Source organism: Bacillus cereus, from assembly GCF_002577405.1.
Classification (GTDB): domain Bacteria; phylum Bacillota; class Bacilli; order Bacillales; family Bacillaceae_G; genus Bacillus_A; species Bacillus_A cereus_AU.
This window is the reverse complement of sequence record NZ_NULR01000019.1, coordinates 1-23,986: the sequence shown is the minus strand read 5'-3', so window position 1 is coordinate 23,986 and position 23,986 is coordinate 1. Positions and strand designations below refer to the sequence as shown.

Genomic DNA, 23,986 nt, shown 5'->3' with positions numbered 1-23,986 from the left:
TTCCAGTTAGTTAAACAGATTAAAATAGTATAAGGAATATTATTTTATTCCCCTATTTTAGAACGTAATGAAATCCCTAAATCAATTATACCTAAGATTGTCACAAGAGGAAACAGCATCGGAATAAACATACAGGCAATAAAACTAATAATAGGAACCCCTTTAGTAAAACCTTTTCTATGCGCTAAAAAGGTGATAAATGTCAGACCTTGCAGTACGAGTAGCAGAGCAAATATGACATTTAGGTTAGAAAATACCATATGTAAATATGATGTTGGTTCTACTTTTATAAAAGTTGCTAACAAAATACATATAACGTAATACCAGATAATACTCTTTGGCAATTGTATATCCTTAAATTTAGGCCAAGGTGTAACGTCATACTTTAATTTTCTTAAAACACTACCTGATAGTATCAAGGTGATCCAAGAAAAACATACAGAAACTAGAACAAGTATACTCGGAAATAGCGTTTGTAATATATCGCTCATTTGTGCAAATAACTCTTTTTGTTCCTTGCTAACTGGCATACCAGCAGCATTTACTATCTTTTCACTTTGCGCCATACTTTCACTAAACATATTTTGCATTTGCTTCATTAAATCTATGTTAAAAAACTTTATGCTCGCAACGTAAATGAGCAAAATACCAATTAAATACGCAAGTGTTCCAGCTATCAATATCTCCACTGGTTTTTTCTCTTTTTTATACATGTATCCTAATACAACACCTATTAATCCGAACATGACCGTCTTTATAAGACTAAGCGGCTGACCCACGATAACTGTAATTAAAAGTGCCGCCACAAAAATTACGAGTACATTGGATAGTCTATGTCTTAGCGTTAATAATATAAACGGTAACGGCAATGCAAACGTTACAACTGTACCTAAAATTGGCACATACATAGATATAAGCAACAAAATTGCATATATAGCTAATAGTGCTGCACCTTCAGTAATAAACTTTGTTTGTTTCATTGTTTAACCTCTCTTTCAAAAAGAAAAGCATAGCAAAATGCACAGTAGAGTCCGACTCTACTGTGCATTTCATACGCTATTATTCACCAACATATGGTAAAAGTGCCATTTGACGAGCACGTTTAATTGCAACTGTAAGTTTGCGTTGGTATTTTGCGCTTGTTCCTGTTACACGACGAGGTAAAATTTTACCACGCTCAGAAACGAAACGTTTTAATAAATCAACATCTTTATAATCGATGCGAGTGATGCCGTTAGCTGTGAAGAAACACACCTTACGACGTTTCGCACGTCCACCTTTGCGTCCTGCCATGTCTATTCCCTCCATTCTTTGTTAAAACTAACAAATTTACTGTATTAGAACGGTAAATCGTCGTCGGAAATGTCGATCGGTTGACCTACATTTGAAAATGGATCGTCATTCTTCGTAAATCCAGAGTTACCTTGGTTACCTGAATTACTAGATTGACCAAATGGGTTAGAGCTTTGGTTACCGAAACCAGCTCCTGATGGTTGCTGATTGAATGAACCACGTTGCTCCCCACCGCCATTACGCGGCTCTAAAAATTGTACGCTCTCCGCAAGAACTTCTGTTACATATACACGTTTACCATCTTGTCCATCGTAATTACGAGTTTGAAGACGTCCGTCTACGCCTGCTAAGCTACCTTTTTTCAAATAATTCGCTACGTTTTCTGCTTGTTTACGCCATATTACGCAATTAATAAAGTCAGCTTCACGCTCACCTTGTTGATTCGCAAATGCGCGATTCACAGCTAACGTAAAAGTAGCTACTGCAACACCATTGGGCGTGTAACGTAAGTCAGGGTCCTTAGTTAAACGACCAACGAGGATAACACGATTCATCAATCGAACCACTCTCCCTTATATATCAATTATTTTTCTTCTTCTTTAACAACGATATGACGAAGGATATCTTCGTTGATCTTAGCTAAACGGTCGAATTCGTTAATCGCTTCTGCGTTAGAGTTCACGTTTAAGATCATGTAGAAACCTTCACGTAAGTCGTTGATTTCGTAAGCTAAACGACGCTTACCCCACTCTTTCGTGTTAATGATTTCTGCACCATTGTTTGTTAAAACACCTGCAAAACGTTCAACTAAAGCTTTTTGAGCTTCTTCTTCAACGCCAGGACGAATGATGTACATAATTTCGTACTTTCTCATTACACTTTCACCTCCTTTTGGTCTAAACGGCCCATAATGGGCAAGGAGCAATTAATTTATAGTAATTACTCACGAGTTTAGATTATATCATAGTAAGTTATATGAATCAACTCACCTATACATAAAAAACTTGGCAAACACATAATATATTTGCCAAGTTCATATCTTTATTTTTCCTAGGAAATATTAAATTAAACGTTAAAGCGGAAGTGCATAACATCTCCGTCTTTTACAATATACTCTTTTCCTTCTAGACGTACTTTACCAGCTTCTTTTGCAGCTGTCATAGAGCCGTTTGTCATTAAGTCATCGTAAGAAACAGTTTCTGCACGAATAAATCCACGCTCAAAGTCTGTATGAATAACACCCGCACATTGTGGTGCTTTCATACCTTGTTTAAACGTCCAAGCACGTACTTCTTGAACGCCAGCTGTAAAGTACGTAGCAAGTCCTAATAGGTCATATGCAGCACGAATTAATTGATCTAAACCAGACTCTTCAATTCCTAATTCTTCAAGGAATACTTTTTTCTCTTCTTCGTCTAATTCAGCAATTTCTGATTCGATTTTTGCACATACAACGATTACTTGAGAATTTTCATTTGCTGCAAATTCTTTTACCATTTGTACGTATTTATTTTCCGAAGGATCGATAATATCGTCTTCACTTACATTCGCTACGTATAACATTTCTTTCGTTGTAAGTAAATGAAGGCCTTTAACAATCTTCATTTGCTCTTCTGTAAATTCAACAGTACGAGCTGGTTTTCCCTCTTCAAAAGCTTCTTTTAAACGAACTAAAATTTCATGCTCATATACTGCTTCTTTGTCTTTTTGTCTTGCTAATTTCGCAACACGCTCGATGCGTTTATCAACTGACTCTAAATCTGCTAAGATTAGCTCTAAATTGATTGTCTCAATATCGTCAATTGGATCTACTTTTCCTGAAACGTGTGTGATGTTTTCGTCTTCAAAACAACGAACAACTTGGCAAATTGCATCTACTTGGCGAATGTGAGATAAGAATTTATTTCCTAATCCTTCACCCTTACTTGCACCCTTTACGATACCTGCAATATCAGTAAATTCAAATACAGTCGGAACAGTTTTTTTCGGTTCTACTAATTCCGTTAATTTATTTAAACGCTCATCTGGTACTTCTACGATCCCTACGTTTGGATCAATTGTACAGAATGGATAGTTCGCAGATTCTGCTCCTGCTTGTGTAATTGCATTAAATAAAGTGGACTTCCCTACGTTAGGTAATCCAACAATCCCAGCCGTTAATCCCATATTTTTCACTCCTATGTCTCAATCTTTCATCATTATAGATAGTAACGAAAAAAATGACAAGTTTCCTTCAAACGAAAAAAAGTAACAGTTACCTACTGCAACTGCTACTTTCTCTCTATTCTTCATGCTTCACAAGTATTTTTTTCACCTTACGATCAAACTCTCTTCGAGGAATCATTACGGAATGGTCACATCCCTCGCACTTAATGCGGATATCCATTCCCATACGAATAATCTTCCATCGATTCTCACCACATGGGTGGGCTTTCTTCATTTCCACAACATCGTACAAGTTATATTGCTTTTGCTCCATTCTCCAAACTCCTCTCCAGACTAAATTGCTTTTCCACTAACCAACTCTTCACGATTATATAAAACCATACGCGGGTATGGAATTTCAATTCCATGTAAATCTAGACGGTTTTTAATTTCTTTACGAAGGGCTCTAGCAATAACTGCATGTTGCATCGGCTCCACTTCAGCAATAACACGTAATATAACTTCTGATGCAGCTAACGTTTGAACACCTAATAGCTGAGGAGTTGCTACCATTTTCTCATACTTTTCAGGAAGTTCGACTAATAAATCTTCAATGACTTGCTCTGCTTTTGCTATATCAGCCTCATACGAAATAGATACATCAACAAATGCAACACTGTTACTCACTGAAAAGTTAGTAACTTGAATAATACTTCCGTTTGGTAAAGTGTGAATTTCACCTGTCCAACTCTTTAATTTTGTTGTACGAAGTCCAATTTCTAAAACGACTCCCTCAAACTGGCCAATTCTTACGTAGTCACCAACTGAAAATTGATCTTCTAGCAAGATAAATAGTCCTGTAATGACATCTTTCACTAAACTTTGAGCACCAAATCCGACTGCTAAACCAACTACCCCAGCACCTGCTAATAAGCCTGATGCATTAATTTCAAATACACCTAAAATTGCTATTAACATGATAAACATAACAACATATGCCACAATATTTTCAAGCAATTTCGCTACTGTAACTGTACGACGCTCTGAAATTTGAATCGGTGAGCGACTTCCCATTCGAAACGCATTTCGTACAACCGCCCTTGCAACTCGCACAACGATTGCACCAAGTATTAAAATAACGACTATTTTTAGTGATTTCACACCTATATTTGTCCAATCAATGGACTCAAACCATTTCAACGCTAAATCCATGTACCTCTACCTCTCCAGCCAAAATTTCTTTTTTAGTTATCTTTCTTATTGTATCAGAAGTCTCTCTGATTTCTGAAAAAAATTTATGACTTTAATTCCATTTGTTAACTTCCATCCAGGTATAAAATGGAGCGAATATATATATACTAGTACTATTATTTCCGTTTTCATTTACAGTTTGCAAAAGCATGCACTTATAATTTTCCATTTCACTTACCATATAACATATTGTGAAAATTTATTAAAAGGATGGGTGCTTCATGAATATTAGGAGTTTTCGCTTACCTTTTTTTGAAAAAGAAACTCAAAATGTTATGCATCAAGACTTAGAGGCCTCCGAGACAATCAGTAATTTCCTACTTTCTCATATCCCTATTAGAACTACTATACCACTGATTCTTGTTTGTATCGGAACAGATCGTTCCACTGGTGATGCACTCGGTCCATTAGTTGGCACTAAACTGGAGCAAGTAGAAATTAAAAACTTCCAAGTGTTCGGTACACTAGATGAACCCATACATGCGCTAAATTTAGAAGAAAAAATTCAGAATATACAGAAAGAAAATCCAACTGCTTTTATTATCGCCGTTGATGCATGTTTAGGCAAATCACAAAGCATTGGTTCCATCACTACCGGAAAGGGCCCTAGTAAACCCGGAGCTGCGATGAATAAGAAATTACCTGCAGTTGGTGATTTGCATATACACGGTATCGTCAACCTAAACGGTTTTATGGAGTTTTTCGTTCTTCAAAATACGAGATTAAGTTTAGTCATGAAAATGGCTGATGTAATCGCACAAAGTATAAAAGAAACGGACCAAAAATTATCTGCATTAAAAAAAGCAAACCATCTATAAATAATAAGATGGTTTGCTTTTTAATTTTTCTGTGATAATAATTCTAAAATGCGATTTAAATCTTCTTTATTAAAAAATTCAATTTCGATTTTACCTTTTTCTTTTTTTGTTTCTTTAATTTTTACATCTGTGCCAAACTTTTCTCTTAAGAACGTTTCGCGTTCTACGAAAAATATATTTCGCTCTTTTTTCACTTCTTTTGTTTCACGTGAAACGCGTTGATTAATCTCTTGGACAATTTTCTCTAATTGACGAACATTTAATCCTTCTTTTTCAATGCGTTTCAATAAAGATTTCAACTGTTCTTCATCTTTTATCGTAAGTAAAGTTCTCCCATGAGCCATTGAAAGTTGACCATTCGCAATCATATCTTGTACGAATGAAGGGAGGCTTAATAACCGAGTATAATTTGCAATATAAGGTCTGCTTTTACCAAGACGTTTCGCTAATTGTTCTTGTGTTACATTTAGCTCATTCATTAACATCTGATATGCCATTGCCTCTTCCATAGGATTTAAATCTTCGCGTTGCAAGTTTTCAAGCAATGCGAATTCCATCATTTGTTGCTCATTTAATTGCCTTACAACAGCGGGTACCTTTTCAAGTCCAGCCTCTTTAGCCGCACGATATCTTCTTTCACCTGCAACAATTTCATATCCCTTAATACTCTTTCTAGCAATTAACGGTTGTAATATGCCGTGTTCTTTAATAGAAGTCGCTAACTCCTGAATCGCCTCTTTATTAAAGTGTTTACGTGGTTGATATGGGTTCGGCCTTAACTCAGTTACTATAATCTCCTGAATTGTTTCTTCTTCTTTTACATCCAAATCAGGAAAAAACACATTAATTCCTCTTCCTAATCCCTTAGCCACCTGCAATCACTTCCTCTGCTAAATCTATATATACTTCTGCCCCTCTTGATTTAGCGTCATACTGCATAATCGGTTTTCCATGACTTGGCGCTTCACTTAAACGAACATTACGAGGAATAATCGAACGGTATACTTTATCCCTAAAGTATTTTTTCACTTCATCTATGACTTGAATACCTAAATTTGTACGGGCATCCAACATCGTTAACAATACACCTTGAATTGCTAAATTTTTATTTAAGTGCTTTTGCACAAGTCGAACTGTATTTAATAGCTGACTTAATCCTTCTAGTGCGTAATATTCGCACTGAACAGGAATAATAACAGAATCTGCTGCTGTTAATGCATTAATCGTTAATAACCCTAAGGAAGGGGGACAGTCGATAATAATATAATCATATTCATCACGAACTGGTTGTAATGCCCTTTGCAAACGTACTTCCCGGGAAATAGTCGGTACCAATTCAATTTCAGCACCTGCTAATTGAATTGTAGCGGGTAGAACATCTAAGTTTTCAGTTGCGGTTTTCCGTATAACTCCTTGAACATCTGCATCTTCCACAAGAACGTTGTAAATACATTGATCTAATTCAGATTTTTCAATTCCCACACCAGTCGTTGCATTTCCTTGAGCATCAATATCTACGAGAAGGACTTTTTTACCTACTTGTGCCAATCCAGCCCCTAAATTAACAGATGTTGTTGTTTTGCCAACACCACCTTTTTGATTAGCAATAGCAATGATTTTTCCCATGATGTCACCTACTTTCAACCTTTCTATCTTATTCTAGTAACAATTACGTTTATTGTAACATGAAATAAAAGTTTTTCTTTTACGTCCTTATTAAACTTCAAAATTTATTTCTAAACTCCTTCTTCATTTAACAAGAAAATATAGTAAAAGAGACCCTTCCGATAGGATAAGGTCTCTAACAAGCCATTATTATTTTTTCTTCGGAATTTTAATTGTAATTTGATAGTACTCATCAAATTCTTCTTCCTCAGAATTAACATTTAAACCACTGTCAGCAACCATTTGTAATGACTGCCTAATTGTATTCATGGCGATTCTCGTATCTCGACTTACTGCTTTTTGTTTTGCCTTACGCTTCGGTTTTGCTTCCTCTAGCAATTTTGCAATTCGTTCTTCTGTTTGCTTTACATTCAGTTGTTTCTCCACAATTTCCTGTAAAACTTTCAGTTGTAATTCTTCATTTTTTAAAGGAATGAGAGCGCGAGCGTGACGTTCTGTAATATTTTTTTCTAATAATGCACTTTTTATTTCTTCAGGCAACTTTAACAATCGCAACTTATTTGCGATTGTAGATTGTCCTTTTCCAAGTCTTTGCGCCAATGCTTCTTGTGTCAAATTATGTAACTCAATTAGCTTTTGATATGCCACAGCTTCCTCGATTGCTGTTAATTCCTCACGTTGCAAATTTTCAATTAAAGCTACAGAAGCGGTTTCTGTATCATTTAAATTCTTTATAATTGCAGGAACCTTTTCCCAACCTAATTTTGTTGCCGCGCGGAAACGTCTTTCCCCAGCAATAATCTCGTACTTATCATCCTCATATTGTCTCACAACAATTGGCTGAATAAGCCCGTGTGTACGAATCGTTAACGCTAGCTCCTCAATACGTGCATCATCAAAAACTGTTCGTGGTTGATAACGGTTAGGGGTAATATTCACTATCGGAATTTCTTGTATTTCCTCATATACCTTTTTATCTATTTCTTCATGGCTTTCGTCTTGTAATTCGAATTCGCTCTCTTTATCTCCAAAGCCAAATAAACGAGAAAACGTATTTTTCATACATATTCCACCACCTTTTAGGCCTATTGACTGTTCTCCATAAAATGTTTCCTATGAAACATTTACGTTTTCATTTATATAATTCAATCTTACGTCTAATAAGATTTATTTTTCAATAGGTAATTTATTGGGTGTTCCCGGTTTGCGTGGATATTTCTTTGGTGTCTTGCGCTTTTTCTCGATTAATAAAATATTACGTTCACTTTCTTCGAATGGCAATTGGAACGTAGACATTTCTTTTAACTCCCCGCCAAGCACCTCTAAAGCATACTTACCATTTTCAATTTCTTCGTTCGCCGCTGCACCTTTCATTGCAATAAATGTTCCTCCAACTTTTACAAGTGGTAAACATAGCTCACTTAATACAGAAAGACGCGCAACTGCACGTGCCATTACAATATCGTACGACTCACGTACACCTTCTTTTTTACCAAATGTTTCAGCACGATCATGACAAAATGCAACATCACTTAATTCTAATTTTTGCGCTAAGTGATTTAAGAAATTAATACGTTTTTGTAATGAATCTACAATTGTTACTTTTAAGTGCGGGAAACAGATTTTTAAAGGAATACTTGGGAATCCAGCCCCTGCGCCAACATCGCAAATTGAGAATGGTTTTGAAAAATCATAATAAAAAGCAGCTGTAATGGAATCAAAGAAGTGTTTTAAATATACTTCTTCTTTCTCTGTAATAGCCGTTAAATTCATTTTTTCATTCCACTCTACTAATGTTTCAAAGTAGATTTTGAACTGCTCTAACTGTCTAGAAGAGAGGGTGATCCCCTTCTCTTCTAGCATAGATTGAAATTGTTCTATGTTCATCTAGCAATATCTCCTTACTATTTATTGGTTCGATACTCGCGCAATTTTTCCTTGTTCAATATACACAAGCAAAATGGAAACATCAGCTGGATTTACGCCAGAAATACGTGAAGCCTGCCCCATTGAAAGTGGACGAACATCTTTCAATTTCTGTCTAGCTTCTGAGGCAAGACTAGAAATCGCATCATAATCAATATCCACAGGGATTTTTTTATTTTCCATTTTCTTCATACGCTCTACTTGCTGTAAAGACTTTTCAATATATCCTTCGTACTTAATCTGAATTTCAACTTGTTCTGTAATTTCATCACTTAATTCTAATTCACTTGGTACTAAAAGATGAATATGCTCATACGTCATTTCTGGACGACGTAATAAATCACTTGCACGTATCCCATCTTTCAATTCACTTCCGCCAATACTGCGAATTAATTCTTGAACTTCAGGACGTGGTTTAATAATAATGCTCGCTAAACGTTCCTTTTCCTGTTCAATTTGTAACTTTTTATTTGTAAATCGCTCATAACGATCTTCTTTAATTAAGCCAATTTCACGACCAACTTCAGTTAAGCGAAGGTCTGCATTGTCGTGACGTAATAATAGACGATATTCTGCACGAGATGTTAATAAACGATATGGTTCATTTGTACCTTTCGTTACAAGATCATCAATTAAGACACCAATATACGCATCCCCACGACCTAAAATAACTTCTTTTTTACCTAAAGATCGACATGCTGCATTAATCCCAGCCATAAGTCCTTGTCCTGCCGCTTCTTCATAACCAGAAGTTCCGTTAATTTGTCCTGCCGTATATAAATTCTTAATTTTTTTCGTTTCAAGTGTTGGCCATAGTTGTGTTGGTACGATTGCATCGTATTCAATTGCATAACCTGTACGCATCATTTCAACATTTTCTAGACCCGGAATTGTTCTAAGCATGTCACGCTGTACATCTTCTGGTAAGCTTGTGGATAACCCTTGTACATATACTTCTTGTGTGTTGCGTCCCTCTGGCTCTAAGAAAATTTGATGACGTGGTTTATCATTAAATCTTACTACTTTGTCTTCAATAGAAGGACAATATCTAGGCCCCGTTCCTTTAATCATACCAGAATACATAGCTGAACGATGTAAATTTTCATCTATTAAACGATGTGTTTCTGTACTTGTATATGTCAACCAACATGGAATTTGATCCATAATAAATTTTGTCGTTTCAAACGAAAATGCACGTGGTTTATCATCACCTGGTTGAATTTCTGTTTTGCTGTAGTCAATTGTATTACTATTTACACGCGGAGGTGTACCTGTTTTAAATCTAACTAGATCAAATCCAAGTTCCTCTAAATGTTCAGATAATGTAATTGATGGTTGCTGATTATTTGGACCACTGGAATATTTTAAATCCCCCATAATAATCTCACCGCGTAAAAATGTTCCAGTTGTAATTACAACAGTTTTTGCTGTATATTCAGCACCAGCTTGCGTAATTACACCTTTACATACACCATCTTCAACGATTAAACGCTCTACCATTCCTTGGAACAACGTTAAGTTTGGTGTTTCTTCGATTGTTTTCTTTAATTCGTGCTGGTAAGAGAATTTATCTGCTTGTGCTCGAAGTGCACGTACAGCTGGTCCTTTACCTGTATTTAACATACGCATTTGAATATGCGTTTTATCGATGTTGCGTCCCATTTCTCCGCCTAATGCATCAATTTCACGAACAACAATCCCTTTTGCTGGTCCACCAACAGAAGGGTTACATGGCATAAAAGCTACCATATCTAAGTTAATTGTTAACATTAATGTTTTGGAGCCCATTCGTGCTGCCGCAAGACCAGCTTCACATCCTGCATGACCTGCACCGATTACTATGACATCGTATGAACCGGCATTGTATCCCATTACTTATTCCTCCTAATAATCGCTATCTTTCTAAAACATCTTTATATTATTTTCCTAAACAAAATTGAGAGAACAACTGGTCAATTAAGCTTTCATGGACGGTATCACCAGTAATTTCACCAAGTATTTCCCACGTTCTTGTTAAATCAATTTGTACCATGTCAATTGGAACACCATTTTCTATCGCCTCGATTGCATCTCCAATTGTCTTTTCTGCTTGTGTTAATAATCCAATATGTCTTGCGTTAGAAACATATGTCATATCTGCAGAATCAATTGTTCCTTCAAAGAACAGGTCAGCTATTGCCTTTTCAAGCTCATCTATTCCTTGCTCCTCAATTAAAGACGTTGTAATAATACGATTTCCTAGAGCTAGCTCTGTAACACGTTCCATATCAATTGCTTGTGGTAAATCTGTCTTATTTACAATAACGATGAAATCTTTTCCTTGCACAGCACGGAATAGATCTTCATCTTCATTTGTTAAAGCTTCGCTATAATTGACTACAACTAGTACTAAATCAGCTTGGCTCATCATTTCTTTTGAACGCTCTACACCAATTCGTTCAACAACATCTTCTGTTTCACGAATCCCGGCTGTATCTATAAGTTTAAGTGGTACACCACGCACATTAACGTACTCTTCAATAACATCACGAGTTGTTCCTGCAATATCAGTTACAATTGCTTTCTTCTCCTGAACGAGACTATTTAATAGTGATGACTTCCCAACGTTAGGCCTACCAATAATCGCAGTAGCAATACCTTCACGTAAAATTTTCCCTTGCTTCGATGTTTCTAATATTTTTGCAATTTCAGAACGAACATGTGTCGATTTCTCAATTAAAATATTATGTGTCATTTCTTCTACATCGTCGTATTCTGGGTAATCTATATTTACTTCAACATGAGCTAAAGTTTCTAATATTTCTTGACGCAGGCGACCAATTAATTTAGATAACCGCCCTTCCATTTGGTTAATTGCTACATTCATCGCACGATCTGTTTTTGCACGAATTAAATCCATAACAGCTTCTGCTTGTGATAAATCGATACGTCCATTTAAAAAAGCGCGTTTTGTAAATTCACCCGGCTCTGCTAATCGTACTCCTTGTGCTAAAATAAGTTGCAATACTTTATTTACCGAAACAAGTCCACCGTGACAGTTAATTTCTACTATATTTTCACGTGTAAAAGTCCTTGGTGCACGCATAATTGACACCATAACTTCTTCAATAACCTGATTTGTATCTAAATCAACAATATGACCATAATGAATCGTATGAGAAGGAACCTCTGTTAAATCCTTCCCTTTAAAAATCCGATTCACTTTCTCAACCGCATCATCCCCACTTACTCGAACAATGGCAATTGCACCCTCTCCAAGTGCTGTGGAAATCGCGGCAATTGTATCAAATTCCATGTCCTTCACCTCACTTGCTTATTTATCTCTATTTCAACATGATTATTTTCTTCACTAAATTATTAGAATACCATAACGAACCTATCTACAAAAGAATAATAACTCATTTTATTATGTCCTCATGTAAAAAACACTAAACTTATTCACAGTGGATAAGTTTAGTGTTTTTTAGTTATCCACATCTGTTTTTCCCTCAAAAAAAACCGGCACTCATTTGAGTAACCGGTCATTTGGAAGATATTACAACATGCCGATATGGTTCGTTTCCTTCAGAAGTTGTATTGATATCTTGATGATTAGATAATGCTTGATGAATAATTTTTCGTTCAAAAGATGGCATTGGCTCTAAAACAACCCTTTTTTTCGTATTAGACACTTGTTTAGCTAATCGGTAAGCAAGCGATTCTAACGTACTTTTTCTTTTGCCACGATAATTTTCAGCATCCAATGTAATACCAATATACTGCTTTGTATTGCGATTCGCGACAAGTTTTGTCAAATACTGTAAAGAGTTCAATGTATTGCCTCTTTTTCCAATTAAAATACCTACATTATCACCAGAAATTGTAAATTCAACTTCGCGTCCTTTTACAATTTTACTAATCTCAACTTCCACACCCATATCGCGAATAACACTTTTTAAATACTCTTCGCATTCTTGAATTGGATCTTTCTTCAATACAACTTCTACCACTGCAGGACGATTCCAAAATAAACCTAAGAATCCTCTTTTACCCTCATCGATAATATTTATATCTACTCGGTCTTGTGAAACATTTAATTGCCTTAAAGCATCCTGTACTGCCAGCTCGACTGTTTGTCCTTTAGCAGTAACTATACTCACTTGCTTGATCCTCCTGCCTTACTAGCCTTAATGTCCGGCCCTTTGATCAAGTACATTTGAGCGATACCAAAGATGTTACCAACTACCCAGTACAGTGATAATGCTGCCGGGAAGTTAATTGCAAAGACTAAAATCATGATTGGCATAAGCCAAATCATCATTGCCATTTGTGGATTTTGTCCAGCTGTTCCTGCCATTGCAAGTTTTTGCTGAATAAATGTCGTAATTGCCGCAACAACCGGTAAGATATAGTACGGATCTGCCTGTCCTAAATCAAACCATAAAAATGTATGCTTACTAATTTCTGATGTTCTCATAATCGCATGATAAAATGCGAATAAAATAGGCATCTGAACAAATATTGGTAAACATCCTGCTAATGGATTTACACCATTTTTTTGATATAACTGCATCATTTCTTGTTGTAATTTTTGCTGTGTTGCTTGATCTTTCGAGCTATATTTCTCTTTTAATTTCACCATTTCTGGTTGTAATGCCTGCATTGCCTTCGTACTCTTCGTTTGTTTGATCATTAATGGTAATAATGCAAAACGAATGATAAGAGTCGTAACAACGATTGCTAAACCGTAATTATTACCAAATAAGTTGGCAAAATACGTGATTAACTGTGAAAGCGGATATACGAAATATTCATTCCAAATCCCAGTGCTTTTCGGCGTAATCGGTTGATTCGTTTCACTACAGCCAGTAGCAATTGCCATTAACGCAATAACCATGGCTAGTAAACCTAGTTTCTTTTTCAAAGCCTGATCCTCCTTGTTTCGGTATGTATATAGTGTAATTCATTTCCTTACGCTACTTTTTTATTCTTTTCATACCAGAGCGTTTAAAGACATGAATTAAGCTTTTCTTTAACTCTTCATATGTCATCTCTGCACAAGGCTTCCTTGCTATTATAACAAAATCTTTTCCAGAATCTATCTCATCTTTTAATTCTATAATCGATTGGCGGATCATACGCTTAATTCGATTACGAACTACTGCATTTCCTATTTTCTTGCTCACAGAAAGGCCAATGCGAAAGTTTTGTTGTTCTTCTTTATCTAGCTGATATACAACAAACTGACGATTAGCATTCGATTTTCCTTTTTGAAAAACCGTCTGGAATTCATCATTCTTTTTTATACGATTTTTTTTCTTCATATCAATTGACACTCCTGTATTTCATCAGCGGAAACTCATTATTATTAGAAAAAAAGACCACTGAACGATCAGTGGTCTACGCAGATAATACTTTTCTTCCTTTACGACGACGAGCTGCTAGCACTTTACGTCCGTTCGCTGTGCTCATACGGCTGCGGAAACCATGTACTTTGCTGCGCTTACGTTTATTTGGTTGGTAAGTTCTTTTCATTATATGACACCTCCCTGAGGAATATCTGTTAAAGACAGTCTAATAAATTATAGTAAATCAACTAGGAAAATGTCAATGGTTCTCGAAATTTTCATCAAATATTCATTTTGAACCTATTCACATACTTTTTCACAGCCTCTATATTTTCTTGTGGATAAATGTTTTTTCTTGTTTTTTATATCCACAAACTATTTTTGAACTTTTACACAGTATATCGTGTTGTGGACAAGTTTATTCCACAAGGTATTGATTTTGTGGATAACTTTCTTAATTTCATTGCTATAGCCACTTTTTTTTGATATTATAGTTGTGTTTTCACTTTGAATAAGTTTTCCACATCTTTATCTTATCCACAAATTGTGCATAACATGTGGACAGTTTTAATCACATGTGGGTAAATGATTATCCACATTCGCTTTTTTTGTCGAAAACCCTATCTCATATACAAACGACGTTTTTAGGTTTTAAAATACGTTTCGTATAAATATACATTTTATATTTATTAGGTTGTACATTTATTGCGCAACCTTATTCTTTTACCATCTTAGTAAAGGAGGGACACCTTTGGAAAACATTTCTGATTTATGGAACAGTGCCTTAAAGGAACTAGAAAAAAAGGTCAGTAAACCTAGTTATGAAACATGGTTAAAATCAACAACCGCACATAATTTAAAGAAGGACGTATTAACAATTACGGCTCCAAATGAATTTGCTCGTGATTGGTTAGAATCTCATTATTCAGAGCTAATTTCGGAAACACTTTATGATTTAACAGGGGCAAAATTAGCTATTCGCTTTATCATTCCCCAAAGTCAAGCTGAAGAGGAAATCGATCTTCCTCCTTCTAAACCAAATGCATCACAAGATGATTCTAATCATTTACCACAGAGTATGCTAAATCCAAAATATACGTTTGATACATTTGTTATTGGCTCTGGTAACCGTTTTGCTCACGCTGCTTCGTTAGCTGTAGCCGAAGCACCGGCTAAAGCGTATAATCCTCTCTTTATTTACGGAGGTGTTGGGCTTGGAAAGACCCATTTAATGCATGCGATTGGTCATTACGTAATTGAACATAACCCGAACGCAAAAGTTGTATATTTATCATCAGAAAAATTTACAAATGAATTCATTAACTCTATTCGTGATAATAAAGCGGTCGATTTTCGTAATAAATACCGCAATGTAGATGTTTTATTAATAGATGATATTCAATTTCTAGCTGGAAAAGAACAAACTCAAGAAGAGTTTTTCCATACATTTAATGCATTACACGAAGAAAGTAAACAAATTGTAATTTCAAGTGATCGGCCGCCAAAAGAAATTCCAACTTTAGAAGATCGTCTTCGTTCTCGTTTTGAATGGGGACTCATTACGGATATTACGCCACCAGATTTAGAAACGCGAATTGCAATTTTACGTAAAAAAGCAAAAGCTGAAGGGCTGGATATACCAAATGAGGTTATGCTTTATATCGCAAATCAAATTGATTCAAATATTCGTGAACTAGAAGGTGCACTAATCCGTGTTGTAGCCTATTCATCTTTAATTAACAAAGATATTAATGCTGATTTAGCAGCTGAAGCACTTAAAGATATTATTCCAAATTCTAAGCCAAAAATTATTTCTATTTATGATATTCAAAAGGCCGTCGGGGGCGTTTATCAAGTAAAATTAGAAGATTTTAAAGCGAAAAAGCGTACAAAATCGGTTGCATTCCCTCGCCAAATTGCAATGTATTTATCACGCGAACTTACAGACTCCTCTTTACCTAAAATAGGTGAAGAATTCGGTGGACGTGATCATACAACAGTTATCCATGCCCATGAAAAAATTTCTAAGCTACTAAAAACGGATACACAATTACAAAAGCAAGTTGAAGAAATTAACGATATTTTAAAGTAGTAGCTGAATAATGTGAATAACTCCCTTTGCTTTACGCACAGTCTATCCACATGTAGATAGACTGTTTTTACATCTCTCAACGGGGTTATCCACATATCCACAAGCCCTACTACTATTACTACTATTTTTTATCTTTATTAATTAAATAAAATCTTATACTTACCGGAGGTTTTTCGTTATGCGTTTTACAATACAAAAAGACTATCTTGTAAGAAGTGTACAAGATGTAATGAAGGCAGTTTCTTCTCGTACAACAATTCCGATCCTAACGGGAATTAAAGTTGTCGCTACTGAAGAGGGAGTTACACTAACAGGAAGCGATGCTGATATTTCTATCGAATCTTTTATCCCTGTTGAAGAAGATGGAAAAGAAATTGTAGAAGTAGCACAATCAGGAAGTATTGTTTTACAAGCAAAATATTTCAGTGAGATTGTAAAAAAATTACCGAAAGACACTGTCGAAATTTCTGTAGAAAATCATTTTATGACAAAAATAAAATCTGGAAAATCGGAGTTTAATTTAAATGGTTTAGATTCTGCAGAATATCCATTATTACCACAAATTGAAGAACATCATGTTTTTAAGATTCCAACAGATTTACTTAAACATATGATCAGGCAAACTGTTTTTGCAGTTTCAACTTCTGAAACAAGACCGATCTTGACAGGTGTAAACTGGAAGATATATAACAGTGAATTAACTTGTATTGCAACAGATAGTCATAGGCTGGCACTTCGAAAAGCAAAAGTTGAAGGGCATAATATTGCAGATGAGTTTCAAGCAAATGTTGTTATTCCGGGTAAAAGCTTAAATGAATTAAGTAAAATTCTAGATGAATCTGAAGAAATGGTAGATATCGTTATTACGGAGTATCAAGTATTATTCCGTACAAAACATTTATTATTCTTCTCAAGATTGTTAGAAGGGAATTATCCTGATACAACGCGTTTAATTCCAGCAGAGAGCAAAACAGATATTTTTGTAAATACAAAAGAATTCTTACAAGCAATTGATCGTGCCTCTCTATTAGCAAGAGACGGCCGTAATAATGTTGTAAAATTATCAACTTTAGAACAAGAAATGCTAGAAATTTCTTCGAATTCACCAGAAATCGGAAAAGTAGTAGAAGAAGTTCAATGTGAAAAAGTAGATGGGGAAGAGTTAAAAATATCTTTTAGCGCAAAATATATGATGGATGCACTAAAAGCCTTAGATAGTACAGAAATTAAGATTAGCTTTACTGGGGCAATGAGACCATTCTTAATTCGTACAGTAAATGATGAGTCCATTATTCAATTGATTTTACCAGTTCGTACTTACTAGGTGAGAAATAAGGGTTGCTAGTTTAAAGATGCTAGTAGCCCTTGTTTGATTTTTGGGTATTACTTTCCTAATGTTAGTTTATTTAGTACAATGAAAGAATGAACACTTTCAGAAAGTGAGCGATTTTATGAAACGTATTAAAATTTCAACAGAGTATATTACACTAGGACAATTTTTAAAGTTAGCCGATGTAATTGATACAGGTGGCGCTGTAAAATGGTTTTTACAAGAATATGAAGTGTACGTGAATCAAGAACTTGAAAATAGAAGAGGTCGCAAATTATATGCGAACGATATTATTGAAATTCCAGGAAGCGGAAGTTTCCAAGTTCAGGCATAAAGGGGGAGCCCCTTGTTTATTTCGGAAATACAATTAAAAAACTATCGCAATTATGAAAATTTGGAGCTTTCCTTTGAAGATAAGGTAAATGTGATTATCGGCGAAAATGCACAGGGGAAAACGAATTTGATGGAAGCTATTTATGTTTTAGCGATGGCGAAATCTCATAGAACCGCTAATGATCGTGAGCTTATCCGTTGGGATGAAGATTTCGGTCAAATTAAAGGGAAATTACAAAAGAGAAACAGTTCTTTGTCTTTGGAATTAAATATTTCGAAAAAAGGTAAAAAGGCGAAATTAAATCAACTTGAACAGCAAAAGTTAAGTCAATATATTGGCATGATGAACGTTGTCATGTTTGCCCCAGAAGATTTAAATCTTGTAAAAGGAAGCCCTCAAGTAAGAAGACGCTTTTTAGATATGGAATTAGGACAAATAGCTCCTGTCTATTTGTATGAGTTGAGTCAATATCAAAAGGTGCTCACGCAACGAAATCACTTGCTGAAAAAGATGCAAGGGAATAGTAAGAATGAGGAAATGATGTTGGATGTATTTACACTTCAACTTATTGAGCATGGTACAAAAATATTGCAAAAGCGGTTTGAATTTTTGCATTTACTACAAGAATGGGCAGCTCCAATCCATCGCGGCATAAGCCGTGGATTAGAAGAATTAGAAATTATCTATAAACCAAGTGTAGATGTATCAGAATCAATGGATTTGTCGAAAATAAAAGAAGTATACTATGAAAGTTTTCAATCTGTGAAACAACGTGAAATTTTCCGTGGTACGACTTTAATTGGTCCTCATCGTGATGATTTACAATTCTTCGTTAATAGTAAAAATGTTCAAGTCTTTGGTTCGCAAGGACAACAACGAACGACCGCACTGTCCCTAAAATTAGCTGAAATTGAATTGATTTACTCGGAAGTTAAGGAATATCCGATTCTTTTATTGGATGATGTATTATCAGAATTAGATGATTATCGTCAATCACACCTGTTAAATACAATTCAAGGAAAAGTGCAAACATTTGTGACAACGACGAGTGTCGACGGAATTGAACACGAAACATTAAAAGAAGCGAAAACAATTCATGTAACGAACGGCACGGTAGATTGTGAAATAGATAGGGCATAATCCCCTGTTTAAATGGAAAAGTAGGTGATCTTTGTGTCAATGGAACAAAAGCAGATGCAAGAAAATTCATATGATGAAAGTCAGATACAGGTACTTGAAGGACTAGAGGCGGTTCGAAAACGCCCTGGGATGTATATTGGATCTACAAGCGGAAAAGGACTTCACCATCTTGTGTGGGAAATTGTCGATAATAGTATTGATGAAGCACTTGCAGGGTATTGTGATGAAATTAACGTTAGTATCGAAGAAGATAATAGTATTCGTGTAACGGATAATGGACGCGGTATTCCAGTTGGTATACAAGAAAAAATGGGACGTCCCGCTGTAGAAGTTATTATGACCGTTCTTCATGCCGGTGGTAAATTTGGCGGCGGCGGTTATAAAGTTTCTGGTGGTTTGCATGGCGTTGGGGCATCTGTTGTAAATGCTCTATCAACAGAACTAGAGGTATTTGTACATCGTGAAGGTAAAATCCATTATCAAAAATACGAAAGAGGTATTCCGGTTGCGGATTTGAAAGTCATTGGTGACACAGACCAAACAGGAACAATAACTCGATTTAAGCCAGATCCAGAAATTTTTACAGAAACAACAGTATACGATTTTGACACACTAGCAACTCGTATGCGTGAATTAGCATTTTTAAATCGTAATATTAAATTAGTAATTGAAGATAAACGCGAAAATAAACAAAAGAAAGAATTCCATTATGAAGGTGGAATTAAATCATATGTAGAACATTTAAATCGCTCAAAACAACCAATCCATGAAGAACCTGTATATGTTGAAGGTTCAAAAGATGGAATTCAGGTTGAGGTTGCGCTTCAATATAACGAAGGATATACAAATCATATTTACTCATTTACAAATAATATTCATACGTATGAAGGTGGTACACATGAGGTAGGATTTAAAACCGCCCTAACACGTGTAATCAACGATTATGGTCGTAAAAATAATATTTTAAAAGATGCGGATAGTAATTTAACTGGCGAAGATGTTCGTGAAGGTTTAACAGCAATCGTATCAATTAAACATCCGAATCCACAATTTGAAGGACAAACGAAGACAAAATTGGGGAATAGTGAAGCGAGAACGATTACAGAATCTGTATTCTCAGAAGCCTTTGAAAAGTTCTTACTAGAAAACCCAAACGTTGCACGTAAAATTATAGATAAAGGGACGATGGCAGCGCGCGCGCGTGTAGCTGCTAAAAAAGCCCGTGAATTGACACGTAGAAAGAGTGCGTTAGAAGTTTCTAGTTTACCAGGTAAATTAGCAGATTGTTCTTCGAAGGATCCAGCAATCAGTGAAATTTATATCGTAGAGGGTGACTCTGCTGGTGGATCGGCGAAACAAGGGCGTGACCGTCATTTCCAAGCGATTTTACCACTTAAAGGTAAAATTATTAACGTTGAAAAGGCACGATTAGATAAAATTTTATCTAATGATGAAGTGCGTACAATTATTACAGCAATTGGTACAAATATTGGTGGGGATTTCGATATCGAGAAGGCTCGTTATCATAAAATTATTATTATGACAGATGCCGACGTGGATGGTGCACATATTCGTACCCTATTATTAACGTTCTTCTATCGTTATATGCGTCAAATAATTGAATGTGGTTATATATATATTGCGCAACCACCATTGTTTAAAGTACAACAAGGTAAAAAAATTCAATATGCTTACAATAATAAAGAACTTGAAACAATATTAGCTGAATTACCAGCTCAACCTAAGCCTGGAATTCAGCGTTATAAAGGTCTTGGGGAAATGAATCCAACTCAGCTGTGGGAGACAACAATGGACCCAGAAGTACGTTCTTTACTTCAAGTTTCTCTTCAAGATGCAATCGAAGCAGATGAAACATTTGAAATCTTAATGGGAGATAAAGTAGAGCCACGTCGTAACTTTATCCAAGAAAATGCAAAATACGTGAAAAACCTTGATATTTAAATGAGTAATGACAGGAATCTAAGTATTCCTGTCTTCTACATATAAATCAATGTATGTGTAACGGAAATGTAAGAGGAGGTGCTCGTTAATGTCAGACAATCAACAACAAGCACGAATTCGAGAAATTAATATTAGTCATGAAATGCGTACCTCATTTTTAGATTACGCAATGAGTGTTATCGTGTCTCGTGCATTACCAGATGTTCGTGATGGATTAAAGCCTGTGCATCGTAGGGTCTTATATGCGATGAATGATTTAGGGATTACAGCTGATAAAGCGTATAAGAAATCAGCACGTATTGTCGGTGAAGTAATCGGTAAGTATCACCCTCACGGTGATTCAGCCGTTTATGAAACGATGGTACGTATGGCGCAAGATTTCAGTCAACGTTATATGCTTGTTGATGGGCATGGTAACTTTGGTTCTGTTGACGGAGATTCGGCGGCAGCAATGCGTTATACAGAAGCGAGAATGTCTAAGATTTCTATGGAGTTAATACGCGATATTTCAAAAAATACAATTGATTACCAAGATAACTATGATGGTTCTGAAAGAGAGCCAATTGTATTACCAGCGCGTTTCCCTAATTTATTAGTAAATGGTACGACAGGTATTGCGGTTGGTATGGCAACAAATATTCCACCACACCAACTTGGTGAAGTGATTGATGGCGTATTGGCATTAAGTCATAATCCTGACATTACTATCGCTGAATTAATGGAGTGTATTCCAGGGCCGGACTTCCCAACAGCAGGTTTAATTTTGGGACGAAGTGGTATTCGTAGAGCTTATGAAACAGGAAGAGGTTCTATTATACTTCGTGCTAAGGTTGAAATTGAAGAAAAAACAAATGGTAAACAAACTATTATCGTAACTGAACTACCGTATCAAGTTAATAAGGCGCGATTAATTGAAAAAATTGCAGAATTAGTTCGTGATAAGAAAATTGAAGGTATTACAGATTTACGTGATGAATCAGATCGAAATGGTATGCGTATTGTTATGGAAGTACGCCGTGATGCTAATGCCAATGTACTATTAAATAATTTATATAAACATACAGCACTTCAAACAAGTTTCGGTATTAATATGTTGTCTCTTGTAAATGGAGAGCCGCAAGTACTGAATTTAAAACAAAATTTATATCATTACTTAGAGCATCAAAAGGTAGTAATCCGTCGCCGTACTGCTTATGAATTAGAAAAAGCAGAGGCACGCGCTCATATTTTAGAAGGATTGCGAATTGCTTTAGACCATCTGGATGAAGTTATTACGTTAATTCGTAGTTCGAAAACGGCGGATATTGCAAAGCAAGGCCTAATGGAACGTTTCGGTTTAAGCGAGAAACAAGCGCAAGCAATTTTAGATATGCGTCTGCAACGTTTAACAGGATTGGAACGTGAAAAAATCGAACAAGAATATCAAGATTTAATGAAGTTAATTGCTGAATTAAAAGCAATCTTAGCAGATGAAGAAAAAGTTCTTGAGATTATTCGTGAAGAATTAACGGAAGTAAAAGAGCGCTTTAATGATAAGAGAAGAACGGAAATTACAATCGGTGGTATGGAAGCTATTGAAGATGAAGATTTAATTCCAGAACAAAACATCGCTATTACGTTAACTCATAATGGTTATATTAAGAGGTTACCAGCTTCTACGTACAAAACACAGAACCGTGGTGGACGTGGTGTGCAAGGGATGGGAACAAATGATGATGATTTTGTAGAGCATTTATTGACTACTTCTACACATGATCATATTTTATTCTTCACTAATAAGGGTAAAGTATACCGTACGAAGGGATATGAAATCCCAGAGTATAGCCGTACAGCAAAAGGTATACCGATTATTAACCTATTAGGCGTAGATAAGGGTGAATGGATTAATGCCATTATTCCTATTCGTGAATTTGGTGACGATCAGTTCTTATTCTTTACGACGAAACAAGGTGTCTCTAAGAGAACGCCACTTTCATCGTTTGCGAATATCCGTACAAATGGTTTAATTGCAATTTCTCTTCGTGAAGAGGATGAAGTAATCTCTGTACGTTTAACATCTGGTGATAAGGATATTATTGTCGGAACAAGTAACGGTATGCTAATTCGTTTCAATGAGCAAGATGTGCGTTCTATGGGACGTAATGCAGCAGGCGTTAAAGCTATTACATTAGGTGAGGAAGACCAAGTCGTAGGCATGGAAATCGTCGAAGAGAATGTAAATGTTTTAATTGTAACGAAAAACGGTTATGGAAAGCGTACACCGATTGATGAGTACCGTCTGCAAAGTCGCGGTGGTAAAGGTCTAAAAACTTGTAACATTACAGATAAGAACGGTAAATTAGTAGCAGTTAAATCTGTAACAGGTGAAGAAGATATTATGTTAATTACAGCAGCGGGTGTTATTATTCGTATGCCAGTTGATCAAATCTCTCAAATGGGACGTAATACACAAGGTGTTCGTTTAATCCGCTTAGAGGATGAGCAAGAGGTTGCGACTGTAGCAAAAGCACAAAAAGATGATGAAGAAGAAACTAGTGAAGAGATTTCTTCAGAAGAGGTTTCTTCAGAAGAATAAGAGGGGAATTTCTCCCCTCTTTATTTTTTTATAATAATACTTGCATAGTGGAGAGAAAGCTTATATAATAGGAAGAGTCAGCAAATGAGAGATATAAGTTATCGAAAAAAACTTGTTGACGAAAATAATATACTATGATATATTATGAAAGTCGCTGAAACGCGATG

At 35.7% G+C, this 23,986-nt stretch carries 24 protein-coding genes; 7 read left to right on the top strand and 17 right to left on the bottom strand.

The window, feature by feature from the left end; translation table 11 throughout:
- Positions 1-44: 44 nt before the first annotated feature.
- The 7 genes from COC96_RS21960 to COC96_RS21930 form a co-directional block, all read right to left on the bottom strand.
- A complete protein-coding gene (locus tag COC96_RS21960) occupies positions 45-980 on the bottom strand; it encodes a YybS family protein (protein ID WP_098769351.1) in 936 nt (311 codons plus the stop codon).
- A gap of 79 nt (positions 981-1,059) precedes the next feature.
- A complete protein-coding gene (gene rpsR, locus COC96_RS21955) occupies positions 1,060-1,293 on the bottom strand; it encodes a 30S ribosomal protein S18 (RefSeq protein WP_000918873.1) in 234 nt (77 codons plus the stop codon).
- A gap of 44 nt (positions 1,294-1,337) precedes the next feature.
- The gene (gene ssb / locus COC96_RS21950) at positions 1,338-1,850 is read right to left on the bottom strand and encodes a single-stranded DNA-binding protein (RefSeq protein WP_016093691.1); all 513 of its coding nucleotides are present in this window, start codon (positions 1,848-1,850) and stop codon (positions 1,338-1,340) included.
- Between the two features lie 26 nt (positions 1,851-1,876).
- Positions 1,877-2,167: a 30S ribosomal protein S6 gene (gene rpsF, locus COC96_RS21945; RefSeq protein WP_001233781.1), complete on the bottom strand. Its 291-nt coding sequence runs from the start codon at positions 2,165-2,167 to the stop codon at positions 1,877-1,879.
- A gap of 191 nt (positions 2,168-2,358) precedes the next feature.
- Complete coding sequence (gene ychF, locus COC96_RS21940) at positions 2,359-3,459, bottom strand: redox-regulated ATPase YchF (protein ID WP_000524657.1); 1,101 nt, start codon at positions 3,457-3,459, stop codon at positions 2,359-2,361.
- Between the two features lie 115 nt (positions 3,460-3,574).
- The gene (locus COC96_RS21935; protein ID WP_000436051.1) at positions 3,575-3,772 is read right to left on the bottom strand and encodes a DUF951 domain-containing protein; all 198 of its coding nucleotides are present in this window, start codon (positions 3,770-3,772) and stop codon (positions 3,575-3,577) included.
- A 20-nt stretch (positions 3,773-3,792) separates the two neighbouring features.
- Entirely contained in the window at positions 3,793-4,650 is an 858-nt protein-coding gene (locus COC96_RS21930) for a mechanosensitive ion channel family protein (RefSeq protein ID WP_097902517.1), read from the bottom strand.
- Between the two features lie 260 nt (positions 4,651-4,910).
- Here COC96_RS21930 and yyaC point away from each other — a divergent pair, with 260 nt between their 5' ends.
- Positions 4,911-5,507, top strand: a complete 597-nt coding sequence (gene yyaC, locus COC96_RS21925) for a spore protease YyaC (RefSeq protein WP_098268558.1) — start codon at positions 4,911-4,913, stop codon at positions 5,505-5,507.
- Between the two features lie 20 nt (positions 5,508-5,527).
- On the opposite strand, the gene spo0J is transcribed toward yyaC, so the two are convergent.
- From spo0J to rpmH, 10 genes are all read right to left on the bottom strand, one after another.
- Positions 5,528-6,379, bottom strand: coding sequence for a stage 0 sporulation protein Spo0J (gene spo0J / locus COC96_RS21920; RefSeq protein WP_098268557.1), 852 nt, complete (start codon positions 6,377-6,379; stop codon positions 5,528-5,530).
- On the bottom strand, positions 6,372-7,133 hold the full coding sequence (soj, locus tag COC96_RS21915; protein ID WP_000516117.1) for a sporulation initiation inhibitor protein Soj: 762 nt from the start codon (positions 7,131-7,133) through the stop codon (positions 6,372-6,374). The genes spo0J and soj overlap by 8 nt, the downstream gene beginning before the upstream one ends.
- A gap of 189 nt (positions 7,134-7,322) precedes the next feature.
- Positions 7,323-8,195, bottom strand: a complete 873-nt coding sequence (gene noc, locus COC96_RS21910) for a nucleoid occlusion protein (RefSeq protein WP_097902520.1) — start codon at positions 8,193-8,195, stop codon at positions 7,323-7,325.
- 105 nt (positions 8,196-8,300) lie between these two features.
- On the bottom strand, positions 8,301-9,020 hold the full coding sequence (rsmG, locus tag COC96_RS21905) for a 16S rRNA (guanine(527)-N(7))-methyltransferase RsmG (protein WP_001019628.1): 720 nt from the start codon (positions 9,018-9,020) through the stop codon (positions 8,301-8,303).
- A 21-nt stretch (positions 9,021-9,041) separates the two neighbouring features.
- Entirely contained in the window at positions 9,042-10,931 is a 1,890-nt protein-coding gene (gene mnmG / locus COC96_RS21900) for a tRNA uridine-5-carboxymethylaminomethyl(34) synthesis enzyme MnmG (RefSeq protein ID WP_098268556.1), read from the bottom strand.
- 46 nt (positions 10,932-10,977) lie between these two features.
- Positions 10,978-12,354: a tRNA uridine-5-carboxymethylaminomethyl(34) synthesis GTPase MnmE gene (gene mnmE / locus COC96_RS21895; RefSeq protein ID WP_098268555.1), complete on the bottom strand. Its 1,377-nt coding sequence runs from the start codon at positions 12,352-12,354 to the stop codon at positions 10,978-10,980.
- Positions 12,355-12,580: 226 nt separating this feature from the next.
- Complete coding sequence (gene jag / locus COC96_RS21890; RefSeq protein WP_098769349.1) at positions 12,581-13,198, bottom strand: RNA-binding cell elongation regulator Jag/EloR; 618 nt, start codon at positions 13,196-13,198, stop codon at positions 12,581-12,583.
- Positions 13,195-13,962 (bottom strand): YidC family membrane integrase SpoIIIJ, encoded by a 768-nt coding sequence (spoIIIJ, locus tag COC96_RS21885; RefSeq protein WP_098268553.1) that lies wholly within the window; start codon positions 13,960-13,962, stop codon positions 13,195-13,197. The genes jag and spoIIIJ overlap by 4 nt, the downstream gene beginning before the upstream one ends.
- Positions 13,963-14,014: 52 nt before the next feature.
- Positions 14,015-14,362 carry a ribonuclease P protein component gene (rnpA, locus tag COC96_RS21880; protein WP_097902525.1) on the bottom strand — a complete coding sequence of 116 codons (348 nt, stop codon included), beginning with the start codon at positions 14,360-14,362 and terminating at the stop codon, positions 14,015-14,017.
- A 76-nt stretch (positions 14,363-14,438) separates the two neighbouring features.
- Positions 14,439-14,573: a 50S ribosomal protein L34 gene (gene rpmH, locus COC96_RS21875; protein WP_000831901.1), complete on the bottom strand. Its 135-nt coding sequence runs from the start codon at positions 14,571-14,573 to the stop codon at positions 14,439-14,441.
- Between the two features lie 564 nt (positions 14,574-15,137).
- Here rpmH and dnaA point away from each other — a divergent pair.
- The 6 genes from dnaA (at position 15,138) to gyrA (ending at position 23,819) form a co-directional block, all read left to right on the top strand.
- Entirely contained in the window at positions 15,138-16,478 is a 1,341-nt protein-coding gene (gene dnaA / locus COC96_RS21870; RefSeq protein WP_097902526.1) for a chromosomal replication initiator protein DnaA, read from the top strand.
- 178 nt (positions 16,479-16,656) lie between these two features.
- Positions 16,657-17,802 (top strand): DNA polymerase III subunit beta, encoded by a 1,146-nt coding sequence (dnaN, locus tag COC96_RS21865; RefSeq protein WP_097902527.1) that lies wholly within the window; start codon positions 16,657-16,659, stop codon positions 17,800-17,802.
- A gap of 127 nt (positions 17,803-17,929) precedes the next feature.
- Positions 17,930-18,142 (top strand): S4 domain-containing protein YaaA, encoded by a 213-nt coding sequence (yaaA, locus tag COC96_RS21860; RefSeq protein ID WP_000821366.1) that lies wholly within the window; start codon positions 17,930-17,932, stop codon positions 18,140-18,142.
- A gap of 12 nt (positions 18,143-18,154) precedes the next feature.
- On the top strand, positions 18,155-19,282 hold the full coding sequence (gene recF / locus COC96_RS21855; RefSeq protein ID WP_097902528.1) for a DNA replication/repair protein RecF: 1,128 nt from the start codon (positions 18,155-18,157) through the stop codon (positions 19,280-19,282).
- A 39-nt stretch (positions 19,283-19,321) separates the two neighbouring features.
- Positions 19,322-21,244: a DNA topoisomerase (ATP-hydrolyzing) subunit B gene (gene gyrB, locus COC96_RS21850; RefSeq protein ID WP_098268552.1), complete on the top strand. Its 1,923-nt coding sequence runs from the start codon at positions 19,322-19,324 to the stop codon at positions 21,242-21,244.
- An 88-nt stretch (positions 21,245-21,332) separates the two neighbouring features.
- On the top strand, positions 21,333-23,819 hold the full coding sequence (gyrA, locus tag COC96_RS21845; protein WP_098268551.1) for a DNA gyrase subunit A: 2,487 nt from the start codon (positions 21,333-21,335) through the stop codon (positions 23,817-23,819).
- Positions 23,820-23,986 lie beyond the last annotated feature (167 nt).